Genomic DNA, 16,748 nt, shown 5'->3' on the forward strand with positions numbered 1-16,748 from the left:
CTTTCTTTTGCGGGTTACAGGTGCTTCTGGAAGTAGTCCAGCACCCGCTCGTACTGGCGCTGGGTGACGATCGGATCGGGCACCATGTGCGTCAGCCCGCTGAGCGGCAGCAGATCGTGCGGCTTGCCGGCGAGGAAGAGCGCGTTGGACAGCTTCAGCGTGTGGAAGAAGTAGACGTTGTCATCCGCGGTGCCGTGGATGAGCAGCAGCGCGCCGATGGGCTTGCTGGGATCCTTGGCATAGGTGAGCAGCGAGCTCTTCTCGTAGGCCTCGGGGTGCTCCTGGGGGAGCCCGAGGTAGCGTTCGGTATAGTGGGTGTCGTAGTCGAGCCAGTCCACCACGGGCGCGCCGGCCACCGCGGCCTTGAAGACATCCGGGCGCTTGAGGGCGGCGAGCGCGGCCATGTAGCCGCCGAAGCTCCAGCCGTACATGCCCACGCGGGAGAGATCCAGCTCGGGGACCTTCTCGGCCAGGGCCTTGAGGGCGGCAATCTGATCGTCGAGGGTGGCGGTGGCGAAGTCGTACTTCACCGTGCGCTCCCAGGAGGTGGTGCGCAGCGGGGTGCCGCGCCCGTCGAACTTGACGATGAGGAAGCCCTTGTCGGCCATCCACTGGTTGAGGAGGTTCTCGGCCAGGCCGTGGCGCACCACGGTGGCGGTGGGCCCGGCGTACACGCTGACGATGACGGGGAGCTTCACGCCGGGCTTCGCATCGCGGGGACGGTTGACGGAGGCGTGGAAGCCCTCCTTGCCCACGACGAAGTACTGCGTGTTGGGAGTGAAGGGGGGATCCGCGGCCACGGAGGGCAATTCACCCACGCGGGTGCCATCCGGCCGCAGCACCGAGTAGCGCGGCATGGTGGTGTCCGTCTGCGAGACGGCGACGATCAGCCCGCCCTGCTTGGACACGGTGGCGGGCACCTCGACGGCGGGAGCGGGCGTGCCGGTGGCGAGCTTCTCCGGGGCGCCGCCGTCCTTCGAGCGCCAGATGTAGCTCTCGGTGGGGTTGGGATCGCCGACGAAGTAAAGGGTGCGGTCCTTGTCCACGAAGCGCGCCATGCTGCGGAAGCCGGCGTCCGGCTTCACCCACGTGCGAGCGAGGCTGCCGTCCGCGTTGCGCAGCTCCACCTCGGGGCCGCCGTTGCGCTCGGTGTACCAGAGGAAGGCACTGCCATCCTCGAACCAGTGCGGGAAGTCCTGATCCAGGTTCACCCAGGCATCGTCCTTCTCGGTGAGCAGGAGACGCGTCTTGCCGGTGCGGGGATCCACCGCGAGGAGCTGCTCCTCCGTCTGGCTGCGGTTCTGCACGAGCACGGTGAGCGGGCCGCCCTTCTGCCACGTCACGGTGGCCAGGTACGGGTACGCCTTGGCATCCCACTCGACCCACACCGTCTTGCCGCCGGTGACGGGGATGACGCCCAGGCGTACGACGGCGTTGGCCTTGCCCGGACGCGGGTAGGAGAAGATGTTGCCGCCCTTCTCGGGGTGCATCACGTCGACGATGGTGAGCTTCTCGACGGCGGAGGTGTCGGACTCGGTGTAGGCGATGAACTTCGCATCCGGGCTCCACCAGAAGCCAGAGAAGCGGTGCATCTCCTCCTGGGCGACGAACTCGGCCAGGCCGTGGGTCTTCTCCTCCGAGCCGCCCTGGGTGACGCGCTGCTCCTTGTTGGTGGCCACGTCGATGCGGAACACGTCGTGCTCGCGCACGTAGGCGATCTGCTTGCCGTCCGGGGAGAAGTGCGGGTCGATGACGCCGGGGCCCGTCTTCAGCTCGGTGGATTTCCCGGAGGAGCGCTCGACGACGTAGAGCTTGCCGGAGAGGCTCACGAGGATGCGCTCGCCGTCCTCGGAGAGATCGTAGGTGGTGAAGCCGCGGGTGCTCACGCGCATGCGCTCGCGGCGGGCCTTCTCCTCGACGGAGAGTGTCTCCTCTGCGCCCTTGAGGATGGACTCGGGGGTGAGCAGCTCCTTGGAGGAGCCGGTGGCCACATCGAAGGCGTAGAGCGTCTGGGTGGCGGAGGTGGGCTGGGCGCGGAGGAAGAGGAGGGTCTTCTCATCCGGGGTGATGCGCGGCTTGACGGGACGGCCGCTCATGAATTTGCGGGTCTCGGAGTACTGGCGGAGGAAGGTATCGGGCTTCCGATCGGTCATGGGCTTGGCGGGAGACGGCTGAGCAAGAGCCGAGAGGCTCGAGAGGAGGAGCACGGCGGCGGCAAGGTTGCGCATGCGATGCTGGGGCCTGGAAGGGCCCACTCCTTTCACGACAGGGGGGCGCGAAGCCTACACTCCCCGGCTTCACGCATCCGGTGGGAAAGCACGGACCCAGGAGGTTATTCCCCAGATGGAACAGGAAGCGCCGCAGCACCTGCGCCTGGCGGGAGTCATCCGCCTGTCCCTGGCGGGCGGGCAAGGCCCGAGGGATGCCTATGTCTTCGATCCGCATCGGCTCGCGCTCCCCTCGTGGGCCTGTGCGCTCGGAGAGGGCGGGGCTCCGGCGTTGCTGGTGAGCCTGGATCGGCACTTGGACGTGGTGCCTCCGCGCCAACCGGAGGCAGTACCGGACCGGAGCGCGGGGCTGCGGGCGCTGGACGAGCACGCGCGGTGGGCACTGGACGTGCGCAACTACGATCACATCCTGGCGGCGATGGAGGCGGGACTGGTGGGAGACGCGCTGCTCATCGCGCGTGCACGGCCTCGGGGCGCGTTCGAGGGCGGCACATATAAGGATACGCGCGGGCGGGAGCACCGGCTGGTAACGGTGACCACAGTGGACCGGGCGGCGGAGGCCTTTCAGAGTCCGGCGCCGGGAGACGTGGTGCGCGAGGTGCTGGAGCGAGCGGAGCGGGTGCTGCTGGACGTGGACCTGGACTGCTTCACGACGCCGAGCGACGCGGATCCGACGACCGTGCTGCCGTGGCCGCGGAGCATCATCCGCGAGTTCCTCTTGCCGGAGGGTTCAGCGCCCTTCTGGGACGCGGTGCTGGGAAAGGCCGTCGCGCTCACGCTGGCGCGGGAGCCGCACCACTGCGGTGGGCTGTTGGCCTCGGGGGAGCTGTTCCGGGAAGCAGCCGAGGTGCTGTTCCGGGAGCTGCTCCACGCCGAGCCCCCGTGAGGATGGGGCATGAAGCGCACAGGCCTCCGCTTACTGATACTGGTCCTTGATGAATCCCTTCCACTGTTTGGCCTGCTCGAACACGAGCATCCTCCGGGTGTCGGTCGTCGCATCCCGGGTGCCGGTCGTCACCTCGATGCGATGAAGCCCTGTGGGGAACCGGCTCCGCCGCAGTCGGATGCGGTCGAGAAGGGCCTGCCAGTTCTGGAAGGCCTTGGCATCCAGCGGGGCAAACGGCAGGTGGAAGACGATGACCCCGGGAGTCCGCGGGTTGATCTGCCCATGGAAGATCTTCCTCTCGATGGCGCTCTCAGAGAGCACCAGGGGCTGGTTTTGAGCACCGTTGCCGGGCTGCTGCACACGGATCTGGCGCTTGGCCTGGGTCAGGGTGCGGACCTCCACGTGCTCGGAACGCGACACCTCGCGCCCCAGGTACACGAGGACGACGAAGTCCGGCGTACGGCTCCCGCTGACGTTCACCTCGGGCACGAAGCGGATGCAGATGTTGCAGCGCTCTTCTTCCGGAACCTCGCGGGCGTAGCGAATGACCGTGTGGAGTTCGCCTCCCGCCGCCCGTTTGTGGGTCCACAGCGCGTCGGAGCCCGAACCGAAGTTCAAGCCCCCACTCCGGTAGTAGATCTCATTGACCTTCTCGAGAGTGTAGGAGTCGGACAGGTCGAGGCAGTACTTCCCGATGAGGCTGAGCCAGGCCGAGCACAACCCGGGGGCGATCCGCCACCCTCTCCTGTCCCTGGCGGGAGGAGTGGTCACCGAATGCGCCGGGTTGAAGCACTCCCCCTGCTGGCAGACCGAACACACCATGGGACAGGCCTCCGAAGCGGACAGAACACCCGGGAACATACACGGACAGTGAAGACCGGCACAGCCACAGGGACACCTACACAGCCCGGCGAGCCTGCCCCGATGATCCGTTGACCGTCGGCCCGCCCGAGCCTTCTCTCATGGAAGCTTGACGCTCAAGCGCACCATGTATCCATTGGGCCTCCCCATCAAGGTATCGAGCAGGCGCTCTTCAACATGGCGCTGTTCCCAAACAACTGCAGGCTCGATCCCCACGCACTCTTGCGGTTGAGCAACCCGCTCATTTCCAGCCGTGTCGAAGATGACGCAGCGGCGGAAATCCCCAATGTCCTGGGTGAATGCAACAATCGGTTGAGCCATGTGTGACTCGAGATTCCTCCACCCGATATGTTTCCAGCGCTGTTGGGAAGCATGGCGGACAGCAATCCTGAAGAGGATTGCATGGGGGGAAATCCTGCCCAGGTCCGTATCTGGCTCAGTGGTTCTGAAATCATAGAAAGCGCTGTAGGGCGCTTCAAGAACCCGCCCATAACCGAATGAGCCATCGCCGAGAGGTATTCTCAAGAACGTTCCCGGCTTGATGTCGTCCATATTCCTCCCTCCCTGCTCCCATGAGAAGTAGCTGTCCGATGATGGAAACGTATTACGCTGGCTCCTACTGGCTCGCCCGGCATGAATCCTATGAGGCGTGCGCAAGCCGCGCGGAGCATTTCTTCCACCTCCTGGGGCACTGCGATCCGGCATGGGTCCGCTGGTATGAGGCGGCAGACTCCTTCGCGGAGGCGCGCACACTCCAGTTCGAGACAGACGCGGCGAACTTCCAGAGGATGTTCGCACAGGAGGAGAATCACTTCGGTGACCGCGTCTCGTACCACCTGTGGACGGGCGATAACCTGGACGAGACATCCAGCGTTGACGGCAACTGCGGCTCATCCTCGCTGCGGCTTCCGTCCACCTGCGTGCTCAAACCTTACGATGAGGGGTCCCTCGGAGATCGGGTACTAACCGCTCCTGTCATGAACAAGGTGCTGCGCGCCATGGCCCTGGCCTGGGATCCAGAGTGGGGAGTGGCTACATCGGAGGCACATCGAGAGACGGTGGTGACGGGATTCCCATATGCAGGCACCTTCGTAGGCTGGGCGATGTACTTCTCGAAACTGCGCGGCAAGGTGCCCCCTCTTCTTGCTCCCGTGCGCATGGAGCCCGTGGAGGACAAGGGCACTCTCGTCATCCTCACCCCTGAACGCTTCACCGCTTCCAACCCGGAGCACGTTGCCCTCGCCGCTCGCGTCTACGAGTTGCTGGACCGAGCCGGGTTGCTGCGAAGGCTACAGCCATGGCCGTCAAAGTGACGGTGCTTGGAACCCAAGGAGGCCTTCCCCGGTCACGCGCCGCCCGCGTCCGGATCCAGTTCCCCAGGCTGTCGCGACGGTGGAGCGAAGGAAGAACCTGGAAGGGCGGATGAAGCCAGCGCGGAAGAGGTACGCCTTGGCCACCACCCCACCTCACGATCACCGACGCGGGAGGTAGAGCCCCTCTGGAGGGCCTGTTGACCCGACGCTGATCACTCACTCAAAGTGATGCTCTCTTCACTTTGCTTGGGGGGACTCTCATGTCGATCAAGAACCTGCTGTCCGCGATTCGGGCGCCGCAGCGCGCTTCCGTCACGCCCGCGAACCCTCAGCCCGCGAGCCCTGCACCCACGCCGGGTGTGCAGCCTTCGGCCCCCCGAGCCAGCGCCAACCAATTCGAATCGGCGCGCTCTCAGCAGGTCGCCGGCGTGAATGGGGGACTCTTCCCCACGGTGGGCGGGTTGAAGCCCCTCGCTCAGGGACAGACGGTGGCCGAAGTGAACCTCTCCGACGGATACACCACCTGCCTGGAGAACGCGTACCGGACGGCAAAGCCCGGAGACAAGGTGGTGTTCCTGGAGGACCTCAAGGACAACTCCGAGCACGTGGTGGTGGTGCATCCCGGCCAGACTCTGAAGGAGGCGGGAGCGGATCCCATGCGCTACCGGCTCATCGGCACGCCGCTGGACGCCAGCCAACTGCGCGGTGTGATCGAGGCTCCGGCCAACCAACGCGCCGGGAAGCTGGCAGCGGCGCTTGGGGTGGACGTAGCGAGCGTGGCCACCAAGAAGTGGGCGGATCCTTCCACGGATCCACGCATCCCCGTATTCCAACAGAACGCCACGCAGGCCGCGGCCACGGCCACCGCGATGCAACCGGAGGCGGCGGCCATCTGGCTGCTGACCGGCAATGGCATCGACCAGGCCCTGGGACAGGCGAGCGTGACGGGCAACGCGGTGAAGGATCAAGTGCTCTTTGGGCTGTACGCCACCTCGAACAACCAGGGGGGATTCTTCCCGCCCACGCATGACGGGACGCTGGACATGTGGGCGGATCAGATCACCCAGGGTGCGGACTTCACCACGTACCTAACTTCGAAAACCATGGAGCACTTCAGCAACATCCCGACGGGGGCCGCGGGATTCCATCCGATGGTCAATGACAGCCAGTGGCCGGGCTCCAACAACCAGGTGGGCCACTTCTTCACCGCCATCCACATGGGAATGCTCCGCGAGGGCGCCACCGGCAGCCAGCGGTTCCTCCTGGATGCCGCGGCGTACGGCCACGAGCTGATCGGCGACAGTGCCACCGCCATGGCTCAGCTCAACGCGGGAGCGGGAGCGCTGCTGGGCCAGCAGGTGGACGTCTCCACGGGACAGATCCCCTCGGAGTTCCGGCCCCAGAACAACTTCTTCGACAACGCGGTGTCCTGGGCGCTGTCCACCAACGGCCAGCCACTGACCTCCCGGGAGCTGGCGGAGATCGATGCCTCGGCACGCTTGCTGATGCCGGGGGTACAGGATGGGCAAGCGATTCCCGGGAGAGATGGCAACAGCCTGGAGGACATGCGGCTCACGCTCGTCGGAGTGGCCTTCGGGCAGCTCGTTTCCCGGGGAGCTTTCGCCACACCCGCGGATGCCCAGAGGTGGCTCGAATCGGCCATCGGGCCGAATGCCCAGTGGCCCTCGGCACCGCCGGGCTCCGTGATGGCCTGAGGTCCGGGGAGCCACGCGAAAGCACGCGGGCGGAGCCCGCTTCACCTCTCGAGCTGCTCGATCCAATGCTTCGCCTTCAGGTGGAGCTCATCGTCCGGGAGCGTGAGGGCCATCACCTCCCGAAACCGAGGGATGGCATCCTCCGGGTTGCCGTCCCTGTTCCCGAGATCCAAGAAGTGAAGCTCCTTCGCCTTCTGGCGCAACTCCTTGATGAGGCGAGCGGCGCCGTCATGCTTGGGATCCGCCACGAGGACGTGCTGCGCGAACTCGATCGCCAGGGCCCACCGCTTCTCGCCCCGCGCCTTCCGGGCGCTCTCGTAGAGGGCCTTCACCAAATCCGGACTCACGCGCGCAAAGAGCTTGCTCGGGTTCTTCGGCCCGGTGATGCGCCCCTCGGAGTGGATGACCGCCGAGACATTCTCGGAGGTAGGCTCGCTCGACCACACGCTGAAAAAGCGTTGGAACTCATTCAGATCGTGGAGCATCTGCTTGCAACCGGATGTCCTCGTCGCGCATGCCTCGGCGGCTGCTATCGCGCCGGGTAGATTCCCGTCGAGAAAGACGCGGGCAACACCCTCCGTGGAGAGCCATGAAGGAGCGCTCAGGAGCTTGTCCTTCCCGCGCATGATCTCCTCGAGGAGTTCCCGGGCTTCCTTCTGATCTGGGTCAGCGGCCGCGACATCCTCGATCAGTGCCTGGGCCTGGTCGAACTGCCGACGCTCCAGTTTCACCCGTGCCTCCAGGATCCGGCGATTGATCAAGCCCTGAAGTTCGCGCCGATGAATCACGACCCATTTGGCCGTCTGTGCGTTCGCGCTGATCTTCTTCAGCTCCGAGAGTGCCTCCCCAAACCTATTCTCCAGCATGGCATCTGTGCTCGCACTGACGTGCCGCCCGTCGGCGAACCTCCTCTCCACCCCAGCCAGCGAGTCCTTCAGGCCGGGGTAGTCGGGCGCCTCGGCCTGGAGTTCGAGCAGCTTGTCCCTGGCCTGCGTAAACCTTTCCCGACGGATGAGGGTGTTGGCCTCCTCGAAGATCGCCGCCAACCGCTTCGCCTCCCACGGCATCAGAGGGAACGCCGGAGAGACGCCTTCGGGCCCGCCAGGGACGGGCCGGTGAAGCACCCGATAGCCGACGAGGACCAGTGCCATCATCAGCAGGCCCCCAGAGAAAAGCCACGCGACGAGCTGCTTCCCGCCACGGGCCCGACGGCCTGTTCGCTGCTTCTGCGGCTGCTCCATGGGACACGCTGCCTGAGAGGGAGGAGACAAGCCAAGCCGACAGGCCGGGTCCCGCGCAAGGGGCCCCCTATGGAAGGACTACGTACATGCCTCCCACGCACATCTCGTTCTGCGTGCCCCAACCCGGGAGCGTGGGCTCGGTGCGGCCGCGCGTGTCATAGTCGCAGGTGACGCGGACGCGCGTGCCTTGCCTGAGCTGGTACGGCCTCTCGTAGAAGTAGAAGAGCTGCCAGTCGAAGTCCCAATGCTTGACCTCGGCGCCGCACTGCACACCGTCGGCCGTGTCCAAGAACTCCAGGCGGTAGCGCTGACCCAGCTCGTGCATATGCGGGAACACGCCGTAGACATCCACGTGGTCGACACCGAGCGCCGCCATCTCCCTGTCGAAGTCCGTCTCCCAGGTGTATTTCACCGACTCCTTGCCAGGAGCGAGCGAATCGCTGCTGCCAAGGAACTCATCGGGCAGCATGAAGAATCCTTCGCGCTGCACGCTGTCCGCGACCCGCAGGCGCACCCGCGTGGAATCGGGCTGGCCACGCACTCTCTCGTCGACGAGGTTGTAGTGCATCTGCGCCACCAGCACCCGGCCCGCGGGCACGCGCAAGCCCGTCGTGTCGGGATAGGGCACCGGCCCCATGCCGGGCGCCCAGGTCGCCGGAAGGCTCTCGATGGTCACGCCATCACCAGCCTGGCTGAAGCACGGCCAGCCCAGGCGATCCGGAGACGCCTCGTCCATGGCGCGCATGAGGTCCATGTTGGTCTTGCCCGGGATGTCGCTCGCGCCGTTGGGGTCCACGACCATGAGCAGCATGTGATGGACCATCGCCGCATTGCCCGGAATCACCTCATAGCCAGTGATGAAGCGATTGCCGCCCTTGCTGTCGACCGAGCCGTCGAGCAGGAAGCAGCGGTAGTCGTCGAACTTGGCATAGGCGCTGCCATCGGGCTCGGGCACATAGTTGGGTGTGGCAAAGGCCATGATCTGGCTCTTGCCATCTTCGAGCCCCTTGCCTGGCTCGCTGGCCATGGGGACCTGGAGGTCGTCACGCGGAGTGCCCTCGGGAGTGCCCGCCTCGACCCAGGCGGCGATGGTGGCGATCTCTTCATTCTCGAGCCACCGGGGGTTGTGGAACTCGCCACAAGAGCCGTCGGACGTCACCAGCCAGGGTGGCATGGTGCGCCCCTCCACGGCCTGCTTGATCGCCACCGACCAGGACCGAGCCTCCGCGTAGGAGTCCAGGCGGAACGGCGCGATGCCGCCAGACTGGTGGCAGGTGACACAGTTGTCGAAGAGAAGGGGCGCCACGTCCTGCCAGTAGGTGGCCTCTTTTGGCTTCTCGGGTTCGGCGCTATCACTGCAGGCCACGCCTCCGATGCTCAAAAGAGACACGGCAGCGATCCAGATGTTTCTGTGCATGGAAGCTTCACTCCTCGGTTTGGGTGTTCGCCGCGGGCGTCTGCGGGAGGGAACTCTCAGCGGGGACCTGCAACGCGAATCCGTTCAGGTTCCAGGTGTTGGAGCCATGGTTGTGCAAGTGGAAGGTGACAAGGGTTCCTGCCTTGGCGGCCAACGGGCTGGACAGTTCCACCTCGCGCGTGTCGGCTGGCCCCGGGATCTTGATGTGCTCTTCCCAGACTTGATGCTCGCCCACGAGCAGGGCCATATGGCCCTGGACGGGCGCAGGGCTGACCAGGGCCTGCCACCACACCCGGACGCGCAGCCGTGCTCCCTTCTTTAGATCCAGGAGGAGCGGCTGCCGCACCGTGGCGTAGTTGCAGCGCGTCGTCTGCACCTCCAGACCGTCGAGTTCCGCGTGCCAGTCCTGTTCGCCACACACGATTGCGTCATTGCCAACATCACCGGCCAGCGGATCCGTGCCGGCAGGCGCGGGCTGCCAGCCTTCAGCCTGCACAAGGGGAGCCCAGGCAAGCTCCGTGTCGGAGCCCGTGGATGAGCCGCAGCCAAGCAGAAGCGCGCTACAAGCAAGCCCCCATGTGGGCACCCGCACACCCCACCAGGGGAGAGAACGTCTCATTTGCATGGGCCCAGAAACACCGCGCGGCCGCGCGAGTGTCACCACGCTCGGACTGTGCCGTACTCGAGTTCAGCGGAGTGGTGAGTCCAGGACGGACGGACGGTACTCGGTGATCTGTCCCCCGCTGAACGTGAAGCGTTGGCCCACGGGCGGCAGCGTGTCATTGAGCACGTACCCGAAGTCCAACCGGAACGGGTACACGTTGAACTGGGGGAAGAGGAAGCGGATCCCCACTCCCACCGAGTGCACCATGTTTGGCCGCCGATCGAAGGCCGAGCCCGCGTCGTAGAAGATCACCCCGCCCAGGTGCAGCGTGTGGAACACGAAGGGCGCGGTGCGGTACTCCACATTGAACAGCAGCATCCGCTTCCCCGAGTACGCATCCTGCGCGGCCCCACGCAGACCGTTGGCTCCGCCCAGCAAAGTCACTCGATCGAACAGATCATCGATGTTCACATCGAGCAACCCGCGCGCCACGAAGCGCCCACCGAAAATCTTCGGCGACACCTGGTGCACCTCCGTGGCCCAGTGCCTATTCGTCCACGCAGCGCCCTCCCCGAGCGCCCGCCGGATGGCGCCTCCCGCCGACACCGTCGTCAGCGCATCTCCCCACAACCAGCGGTAGCGCCCCGCCACCCCCAGCTCCGCGTAGTGCGCCGCCGAGGAGAACACCGGAGGCGCGTACCGTGCCGTCACCAGCACCGAGTGACCGATCTGGTAGTCCTCCGAGAGCGCGTAAGAATCCACGTCGCGCATCACTTCGTAGCGGGCCTGGTAGGCCGACAGCGACAGCGACGTATAGACGGCTTCCTCGCTGAGGGGCAGGTGGTTGGCCCTCAGCCACTCCCGCTGCGCCGAATTCAGCGGAGCCGCCGCGGGAGCGTCATACCCTCGGTGGTACGCCGCCACCGAACCCGTCACGTTCTTCTTGGAGAACTCGCCATAGGAGCGGGTGTAGCTCGCGCCGCCCGACACCACGCGCGTCTCATAGATGAAAGGTACCGGAGCACCGTCCGGGTACGGGAGCTGCCACACCTCGGTGCCGCGGTACACCCGCGTCGTGGACGTGTCCCATGACACCGAGGTGTTGACGCTCCACGGCGTGGACAACGAGTACAGCGGGCGCTGGAACACCACGCTGCCCCGAGTCCCCTCTGGCTTGCCACTCTCGCGTCCGATGATGAGGGAGGTCGTCTCGCCCAGGTACCAGCGGCTGCCGCCCACGCGCCGGTTGATGTACGTCTGCCCGAAGCTCATCGTGTCCGGGCGCAGCAGGAAGTCCAACGCGAGCCGCTGGTTGAGCCCCAGGAAGTTCGTCTCGGTGCCTTGGAGCTGCAACCGGCGCAGGTACGAGCCCACCAGCTCCCAGTCCTGGTTGAGCCGCAGCGACCACAGGTCCTTCGTGATGATCAGCAGAGCCACGCTCCCGGGAGCAGAGCCCTTCACCGCCACCACGCGCACGGCCGAGAAGATGCCCAGGTTGCGCAGGTTGCGCGCCGTCTCCTGGGCGAGCGCGGCCGAGTAGGGAGCCCCGGGCTCCAGCAGCACCTCGCGGCGGATGATGGCCTCGCGGGTCCGCACGTGGAAGATGTTGAGGAAGTTGGGGTACGGGTCGCTCTCGGCCACCACGTCCTCGGCGGAGACGAGCACCGCCTCCACGCGCTGGCCCTCGGGCGAGAGCTCCACCTCGCGGCCGTGCTGGGCGAGCCCCCACGCGACGAGCGTCTCTTCGTACCCGCTGGCAGGAACATCCTCTTCCGGCGCTGTCGCCATCAGCGGCGCGATCATCAACGTGAGCAACGCGAGCGGCACGCCCACATCTTGTCACGCACCAGCCTCCGGACGGGGGCCTTTTGCACACAGGAAGAACTTCAGCTCCACAGGGTCGACTTACTGCTGGTCAACAGTCGCGTCGTACCCAGGGCTCTCCGAGGGTTCCGGGATCGCCGGCCAAACACAACAGTATGCCCACGCATCACCTGGGAGATTCATCGTGGGCCACACCTTCAGAGCCAGCATCCTTCTCGTGGAGGACAACGAGGACATCCGAGAAGGGCTGAGCACCCTGCTCGAGGCCGAGCAGTACGACGTCTCCGCATTCAGCTCGGCGGAGGAAGCCCTGATCCGGCTCGAGAAGCAGCGCTTCGACCTGATCATCACGGACTACATGCTGCCCGGCGAGAGCGGGGGATGGATGGTAGAGCAGGCGGCGGCGCGGGGCTGTCTCAGCGGAGCCCGGGTGCTGATGATCACCGCGCACCCGCGTGTCGTGCCTCCGCCGGGCGTGCGCATCCTTCACAAGCCGCTCGACATCCACGTGTTCCTGCGCGTGGTGGGAGAGGAACTCGCGGCAGGCCATGGGCAGGCGGCGAGGGTAGGCTGACGCGGCATACGACTCCAGGGGTAGTGTCTATCCCCAGTCGACCCAACGTGTTAGGTTATCCTCCATGAGCAACTCGATGGAGTTCGGCCAGCCGGCCGAGGAGCCTGAGAAGAACCGCTGGGTGTTCGGCCTCCGGGTGCGCATCGAGCCATACCTCAAGGAGTCTCCCGACAATCGGACGCTCACGAAGAAGGCCGCGAAGCCGGATCGTTTTGCTGTCGTCATCAGCACTCCGAAGTTCGATCCGTGAGTCCCTGCTTCAGCGTTACTTCTCCAGGAGAAGGTTGACCTCGATCCGGGTGGCCTGTCCCTCGACCACCGTGATGCGCCGTGTCACCTCCTTGCGAAGCGCGGCGTTGACGAGCCTCACGATGTGGGGCCCCGCATCCACCGCGAACGGCTTCTCGGGCACGCGTCCCAGCTGCCATCCATCCAGGAACAACATCGCCCCGGGATGGACCCGAAGCTCCAGGGTGCCCTGCCCCGCCTGCAAGGGCTCGTCGAGGACATCCTTCGGTGGCGGTTGACGCACCTGGGGGGGCTTGATCACTGCCGGCAGTTCGACCCCAGCGTCTCTCGAGGAGTTCTCACCTGTCGTATGGGAATCGTCCGCAGGTGGGGGGTTCTGGGAAACCGTCACGGGAGGCACGGGAGGCCCAGGCGGAGTCACCTCAGTCCCATCGGGTGGTGACGTGACGCCCTTCCTCGGGTCGGTCTCCAGCCGGGTGGAAGGTGGAACCGTCGCTTCTCCGCCAGCCTTGAAGGAGTGGCGCTGCATGAGGACGGCCCCTCCAGCGAGAAACAGCAGGATGCCCACGCGAGCAACCCAGGCCAGGTCCTTCTCGGCGGGAGCCGGAAGCGTGGGCGGAGGCGGTGCGGGCGGCGTGGGCTCCACTGCTCCGCCACCGACATGGAGCACTTGCCCGCCATTGCGAAGGATGAGCTGTGATGGACGCGCGGCGGCGGTGAGCTCCAACCCCGAAGCCTCTTCGCCCGAGGGCTGTGACAGCCCCCTCACCATGGCGTTGCCGCCGACGCTCTTTTCTGGGCTCGGCGCAGTGGGCTCGAGCGGACGCTGCGCGGATGACGCCAGGGCGAGCCGGGGATTGCTGGGTGCGGAGCTATTCGTCTGCAAGGGGGGCACCGGGTTCTCGACGCCCGCGGTCATCATGGAGACGATCTGCGCGATCTGCGCGGCCCCCATGGGCTTGCCGGTGGAGACGATGAACTCCTCCAGGTCCGCCTGGAACGACACACAGTCGGGATAGCGGCGATCCCGCTCCTTGGCGAGAGCCTTCGCCAGGACGCGTTGGATGGCGTCAGGCACATCCGGGCGGCGCTGCAGGACGGGCACCTGCATCTCGAAGAGGACGGCCTGGACCATGCCGGCCTCCGAGCTCGCGATGAAGGGCTTGAGCCCGGTGAGCAGCTCGTAGAGGACGACGCCCAGCGCATACACATCCGCCCGAGGATCCAGTGCCTCGTTGCGCAGCTGCTCGGGAGACATGTACGCCAGCTTTCCCTTGAGCACGCCGGTCTGGGTGTGAGGGCTCACGCCCGCCGCCTTGGCGATGCCGAAGTCCACCACCTTCACGGCGCCCTGCCGGGACAGCAGGATGTTATCGGGGCTGATGTCCCGGTGGATGATGTTCATGGGCTGCCGGGAGACAGGATCCGAGAAGGTGTGAGCAAAGGACAATCCCTCGCACGCGGAGGCGACGACACGCGCGCAGAACGCGAGCGGCAGCGCCAGCCCCACCGCGCTCGCGCGGCGGACGATCTCCCTCAGGTTGGGGCCATCGACATACTCCATGGCCAGGAAGTAGGTGCCCTCAGCCTCACCGAAGTCGAAGATCTGCGCGACGTTGGGGTGGTTGAGGTGCGCGGCGAGCCGGGCCTCCGTGAGGAACATCTCCACGAAGGTGGCCTCGGTGGCGAGGTGCGGGAGGATGCGCTTGAGCACCAGCAGCTTCTCGAAGCCCATGGGGCCCGCGGCCTTGGCAAGGAACACCTCCGCCATGCCGCCGGTGGCGAGCTTGTGGATCAAGCGGTACTTGCCGATTTGCATGGCAGCCTTGGGGTTGAGGCGCTCACTGCCGGGCGACGATGACGAACTCGATGCGGCGGTTGTTCTCGCGCCCGATGGAGGTGGCGTTGCTGTCGATGGGGCGGCTCTGGCCGTAGCCCTTCGCCTCCAGCTTGTCGGGAGCGACGCCGTGTTGGATGAGATATTGCCGGACAGCCTCCGCCCGGGCCTGGGACTGTCGCAGGTTGTCGACCGCACTCCCGCGATCATCGGTATGTGCTCCGACGACGATGAGCGGCAGATCCGGGTGCTCGGTGATGACCTTGGCCGCCCACTCCAGCGTCGGGAAGGAGCGGCTGTCGATCCGCGGTTGGCCGGGGACGAAGAAGATCTTCTCCATCAGCTCGATTTTCTGGCGCGTGAGCCACACGAGCGGCACCTCGTGCGAGGGACAGCCATGGTTTTCCGCGGGGCCCGCTGCCTTGGCACACGTGTCGAGCACGTTGGGGATGTTGTCGCGATCCAGGTCCGACTCCGGGCAGCCCTGACGATCCTTGGGACCGGCCAGGTCCGGGCACTGGTCGACGTCATCCTCGACTTCATCATGGTCTCGATCCTTCAAGGGGCACCCGCGAGAGAGCTCCGGGCCAGGCTCCGAGGGGCAGACGTCCCGTCCATCCTCGATGCCATCCTTGTCGGCATCGGGCATCGGGCAGCCCTTCCAGGCCGCGACACCGACTTCCGCGGGGCAGGCGTCCAGCTTGTCCTCGATGCCATCCTTGTCGATGTCCGTCCACGGGCAGCCCTGCCGCTCGGGCGTCCCCGCGTCGTCATCACACATGTCCTGGCCATTGGGCACCCCGTCGCCGTCTTCGTCCATGTCGGGGCACTCCTCCGCCGTATGATCGAGCTCAGGTGAGCAAGTCACCGACGACTCATCGGGCAGACGCGGAGGCACCACGCGCCCGAATGACGCTCCGAACAGCACACGGAACAGGGGCGTTCCCGGCGCCGTGCCACTTCCCAATCCGGCCAGGGCAAAGAACTCCACGGAGGGGTTGAGCAGGTAGCGAGGCCCGAGGAACAACTCCACCGAACTAGGCTGCTTCTCGAGCGGAATGCTGGCGCGCAGATCCAACTCCCACCGGGTTCGTTGCCCGATCATGGCAAGCGCAAGCCCCATCTGGGCCTCACTTCCGATGGTATCCCGAGCCAGCGCGCTGTCCTGATCATCGTAGGAATCGACCTTAGGCCGCACCACGAACCGGGACTCCAGTGCCACGCGAAACCAACCGAAGTGCCGTCCGAACATCAATCGCGGCGCATAACGCAAGCCCGCATCCCGGGCAAAGCCCGGGGCGCTCCCCACTGGGGGGCCCACTCCCATCTCCAACGCGAAATCCCCCCAAGAGCCCGCTTGCTGAGAGAGCAAGCCGACACGGGCACTCACCGTCGGAGTGGAGAGCCCGCGAGAGGCCGGCTGCGCGATGTTGTCCTCGGTCAGATTGGCTCCCGTCTGCAGCATGACGACCGGGAGCTGAGCCCCCAACTCCAGCCAGGAGAAGGGAGCGTACGCCGCAACCAGGTGCATCGTCGCCCGGCTGCCCACGATGGGAGTGGCCTTCCCGCTTCGGGAGACCACGAACGGGTTGTGCTGATAATGAGCCACCGAGGAGAAGCGGAAGTCTCCCGCGGGCAACAGCTCGCCCGTTCCAATGAGCAGCGAGCCCGCGGCACCAGGGTTCAAATCCAGCCGCTCCAGTTCGAATTTCTCGAACAGTGGACGATCCTCCGCGAGGGCAACGGATGATGCGAGCAGGAGCGCGACACCGCATACTCCCATTCCAGGCTTGCACTGACTCATACGACCTCGCGGCGCGCGCTCTCGGGTGGATGATCAAGAACGTTCACCCCATCCCTGATCCTGGGCAGTAGTACAGGACAGTCCTGTCAACCGGTGTACCACTCGAGTGGTACTCACGATTGCTCACGGCTCATCTATACCCCCTGGCCGCGAGTTGATCGCAAAACACATCCAACCGCCAAACCTGTCTGGCGT

The 16,748-nt window shown here is 65.7% G+C and carries 14 protein-coding genes; 5 read left to right on the plus strand and 9 right to left on the minus strand.

Features of this window, described 5'->3' with window-relative positions; genetic code table 11:
- Positions 1–14: 14 nt before the first annotated feature.
- Positions 15–2,228 (minus strand): S9 family peptidase, encoded by a 2,214-nt coding sequence (locus KY501_RS33115; protein WP_224367680.1) that lies wholly within the window; start codon positions 2,226–2,228, stop codon positions 15–17.
- Between the two features lie 115 nt (positions 2,229–2,343).
- Between KY501_RS33115 and KY501_RS33120 the strand changes: the two genes are divergently transcribed.
- The gene (locus KY501_RS33120) at positions 2,344–3,114 is read left to right on the plus strand and encodes a UPF0489 family protein (protein ID WP_224367681.1); all 771 of its coding nucleotides are present in this window, start codon (positions 2,344–2,346) and stop codon (positions 3,112–3,114) included.
- A 30-nt stretch (positions 3,115–3,144) separates the two neighbouring features.
- Here KY501_RS33120 and KY501_RS33125 read toward each other — a convergent pair whose 3' ends face one another.
- Entirely contained in the window at positions 3,145–3,936 is a 792-nt protein-coding gene (locus KY501_RS33125; protein ID WP_224367682.1) for a hypothetical protein, read from the minus strand.
- 138 nt (positions 3,937–4,074) lie between these two features.
- The gene (locus tag KY501_RS33130; protein WP_224367683.1) at positions 4,075–4,527 is read right to left on the minus strand and encodes an Imm26 family immunity protein; all 453 of its coding nucleotides are present in this window, start codon (positions 4,525–4,527) and stop codon (positions 4,075–4,077) included.
- 38 nt (positions 4,528–4,565) lie between these two features.
- Here KY501_RS33130 and KY501_RS33135 point away from each other — a divergent pair, with 38 nt between their 5' ends.
- Positions 4,566–5,288 carry an immunity 52 family protein gene (locus tag KY501_RS33135; RefSeq protein ID WP_224367684.1) on the plus strand — a complete coding sequence of 241 codons (723 nt, stop codon included), beginning with the start codon at positions 4,566–4,568 and terminating at the stop codon, positions 5,286–5,288.
- Between the two features lie 260 nt (positions 5,289–5,548).
- Entirely contained in the window at positions 5,549–7,003 is a 1,455-nt protein-coding gene (locus KY501_RS33140; RefSeq protein ID WP_224367685.1) for a hypothetical protein, read from the plus strand.
- 41 nt (positions 7,004–7,044) lie between these two features.
- Here the strand turns inward: KY501_RS33140 and KY501_RS33145 are convergent, their stop codons facing one another.
- The 4 genes from KY501_RS33145 to KY501_RS33160 form a co-directional block, all read right to left on the minus strand.
- A complete protein-coding gene (locus tag KY501_RS33145; protein ID WP_224367686.1) occupies positions 7,045–8,157 on the minus strand; it encodes a hypothetical protein in 1,113 nt (370 codons plus the stop codon).
- A 154-nt stretch (positions 8,158–8,311) separates the two neighbouring features.
- A complete protein-coding gene (locus KY501_RS33150; RefSeq protein ID WP_224367687.1) occupies positions 8,312–9,661 on the minus strand; it encodes a monooxygenase in 1,350 nt (449 codons plus the stop codon).
- Positions 9,662–9,668: 7 nt separating this feature from the next.
- A complete protein-coding gene (locus KY501_RS33155) occupies positions 9,669–10,082 on the minus strand; it encodes a hypothetical protein (protein ID WP_224367688.1) in 414 nt (137 codons plus the stop codon).
- A gap of 267 nt (positions 10,083–10,349) precedes the next feature.
- Positions 10,350–12,092, minus strand: a complete 1,743-nt coding sequence (locus tag KY501_RS33160; RefSeq protein WP_224367689.1) for a BamA/TamA family outer membrane protein — start codon at positions 12,090–12,092, stop codon at positions 10,350–10,352.
- A gap of 181 nt (positions 12,093–12,273) precedes the next feature.
- Between KY501_RS33160 and KY501_RS54040 the strand changes: the two genes are divergently transcribed.
- A complete protein-coding gene (locus KY501_RS54040) occupies positions 12,274–12,663 on the plus strand; it encodes a response regulator (RefSeq protein ID WP_224367690.1) in 390 nt (129 codons plus the stop codon).
- Positions 12,664–12,727: 64 nt separating this feature from the next.
- Positions 12,728–12,913, plus strand: a complete 186-nt coding sequence (locus tag KY501_RS33170; protein ID WP_224367691.1) for a hypothetical protein — start codon at positions 12,728–12,730, stop codon at positions 12,911–12,913.
- A 15-nt stretch (positions 12,914–12,928) separates the two neighbouring features.
- Here KY501_RS33170 and KY501_RS33175 read toward each other — a convergent pair whose 3' ends face one another.
- Both KY501_RS33175 and KY501_RS33180 read right to left on the minus strand, forming a co-directional pair.
- The gene (locus tag KY501_RS33175) at positions 12,929–14,731 is read right to left on the minus strand and encodes a serine/threonine protein kinase (RefSeq protein WP_224367692.1); all 1,803 of its coding nucleotides are present in this window, start codon (positions 14,729–14,731) and stop codon (positions 12,929–12,931) included.
- A 22-nt stretch (positions 14,732–14,753) separates the two neighbouring features.
- Positions 14,754–16,553 carry an OmpA family protein gene (locus KY501_RS33180; protein WP_224367693.1) on the minus strand — a complete coding sequence of 600 codons (1,800 nt, stop codon included), beginning with the start codon at positions 16,551–16,553 and terminating at the stop codon, positions 14,754–14,756.
- Positions 16,554–16,748: the final 195 nt, after the last annotated feature.

It is taken from the genome of Hyalangium versicolor (assembly GCF_020103695.1).
In the GTDB taxonomy this organism is placed as follows: domain Bacteria; phylum Myxococcota; class Myxococcia; order Myxococcales; family Myxococcaceae; genus Hyalangium; species Hyalangium versicolor.

Coding starts and splice junctions, on each gene's coding strand:
- KY501_RS33115 (WP_224367680.1), bottom strand. CDS start 2,228: ATGCGCAACCTTGCCGCCGCCGTGCTCCTCCTCTCGAGCCTCTCGGCT.
- KY501_RS33120 (WP_224367681.1), top strand. CDS start 2,344: ATGGAACAGGAAGCGCCGCAGCACCTGCGCCTGGCGGGAGTCATCCGC.
- KY501_RS33125 (WP_224367682.1), bottom strand. CDS start 3,936: ATGGTGTGTTCGGTCTGCCAGCAGGGGGAGTGCTTCAACCCGGCGCAT.
- KY501_RS33130 (WP_224367683.1), bottom strand. CDS start 4,527: ATGGACGACATCAAGCCGGGAACGTTCTTGAGAATACCTCTCGGCGAT.
- KY501_RS33135 (WP_224367684.1), top strand. CDS start 4,566: ATGATGGAAACGTATTACGCTGGCTCCTACTGGCTCGCCCGGCATGAA.
- KY501_RS33140 (WP_224367685.1), top strand. CDS start 5,549: ATGTCGATCAAGAACCTGCTGTCCGCGATTCGGGCGCCGCAGCGCGCT.
- KY501_RS33145 (WP_224367686.1), bottom strand. CDS start 8,157: ATGATGGCACTGGTCCTCGTCGGCTATCGGGTGCTTCACCGGCCCGTC.
- KY501_RS33150 (WP_224367687.1), bottom strand. CDS start 9,661: ATGCACAGAAACATCTGGATCGCTGCCGTGTCTCTTTTGAGCATCGGA.
- KY501_RS33170 (WP_224367691.1), top strand. CDS start 12,728: ATGAGCAACTCGATGGAGTTCGGCCAGCCGGCCGAGGAGCCTGAGAAG.
- KY501_RS33175 (WP_224367692.1), bottom strand. CDS start 14,731: ATGCAAATCGGCAAGTACCGCTTGATCCACAAGCTCGCCACCGGCGGC.
- KY501_RS33180 (WP_224367693.1), bottom strand. CDS start 16,553: ATGAGTCAGTGCAAGCCTGGAATGGGAGTATGCGGTGTCGCGCTCCTG.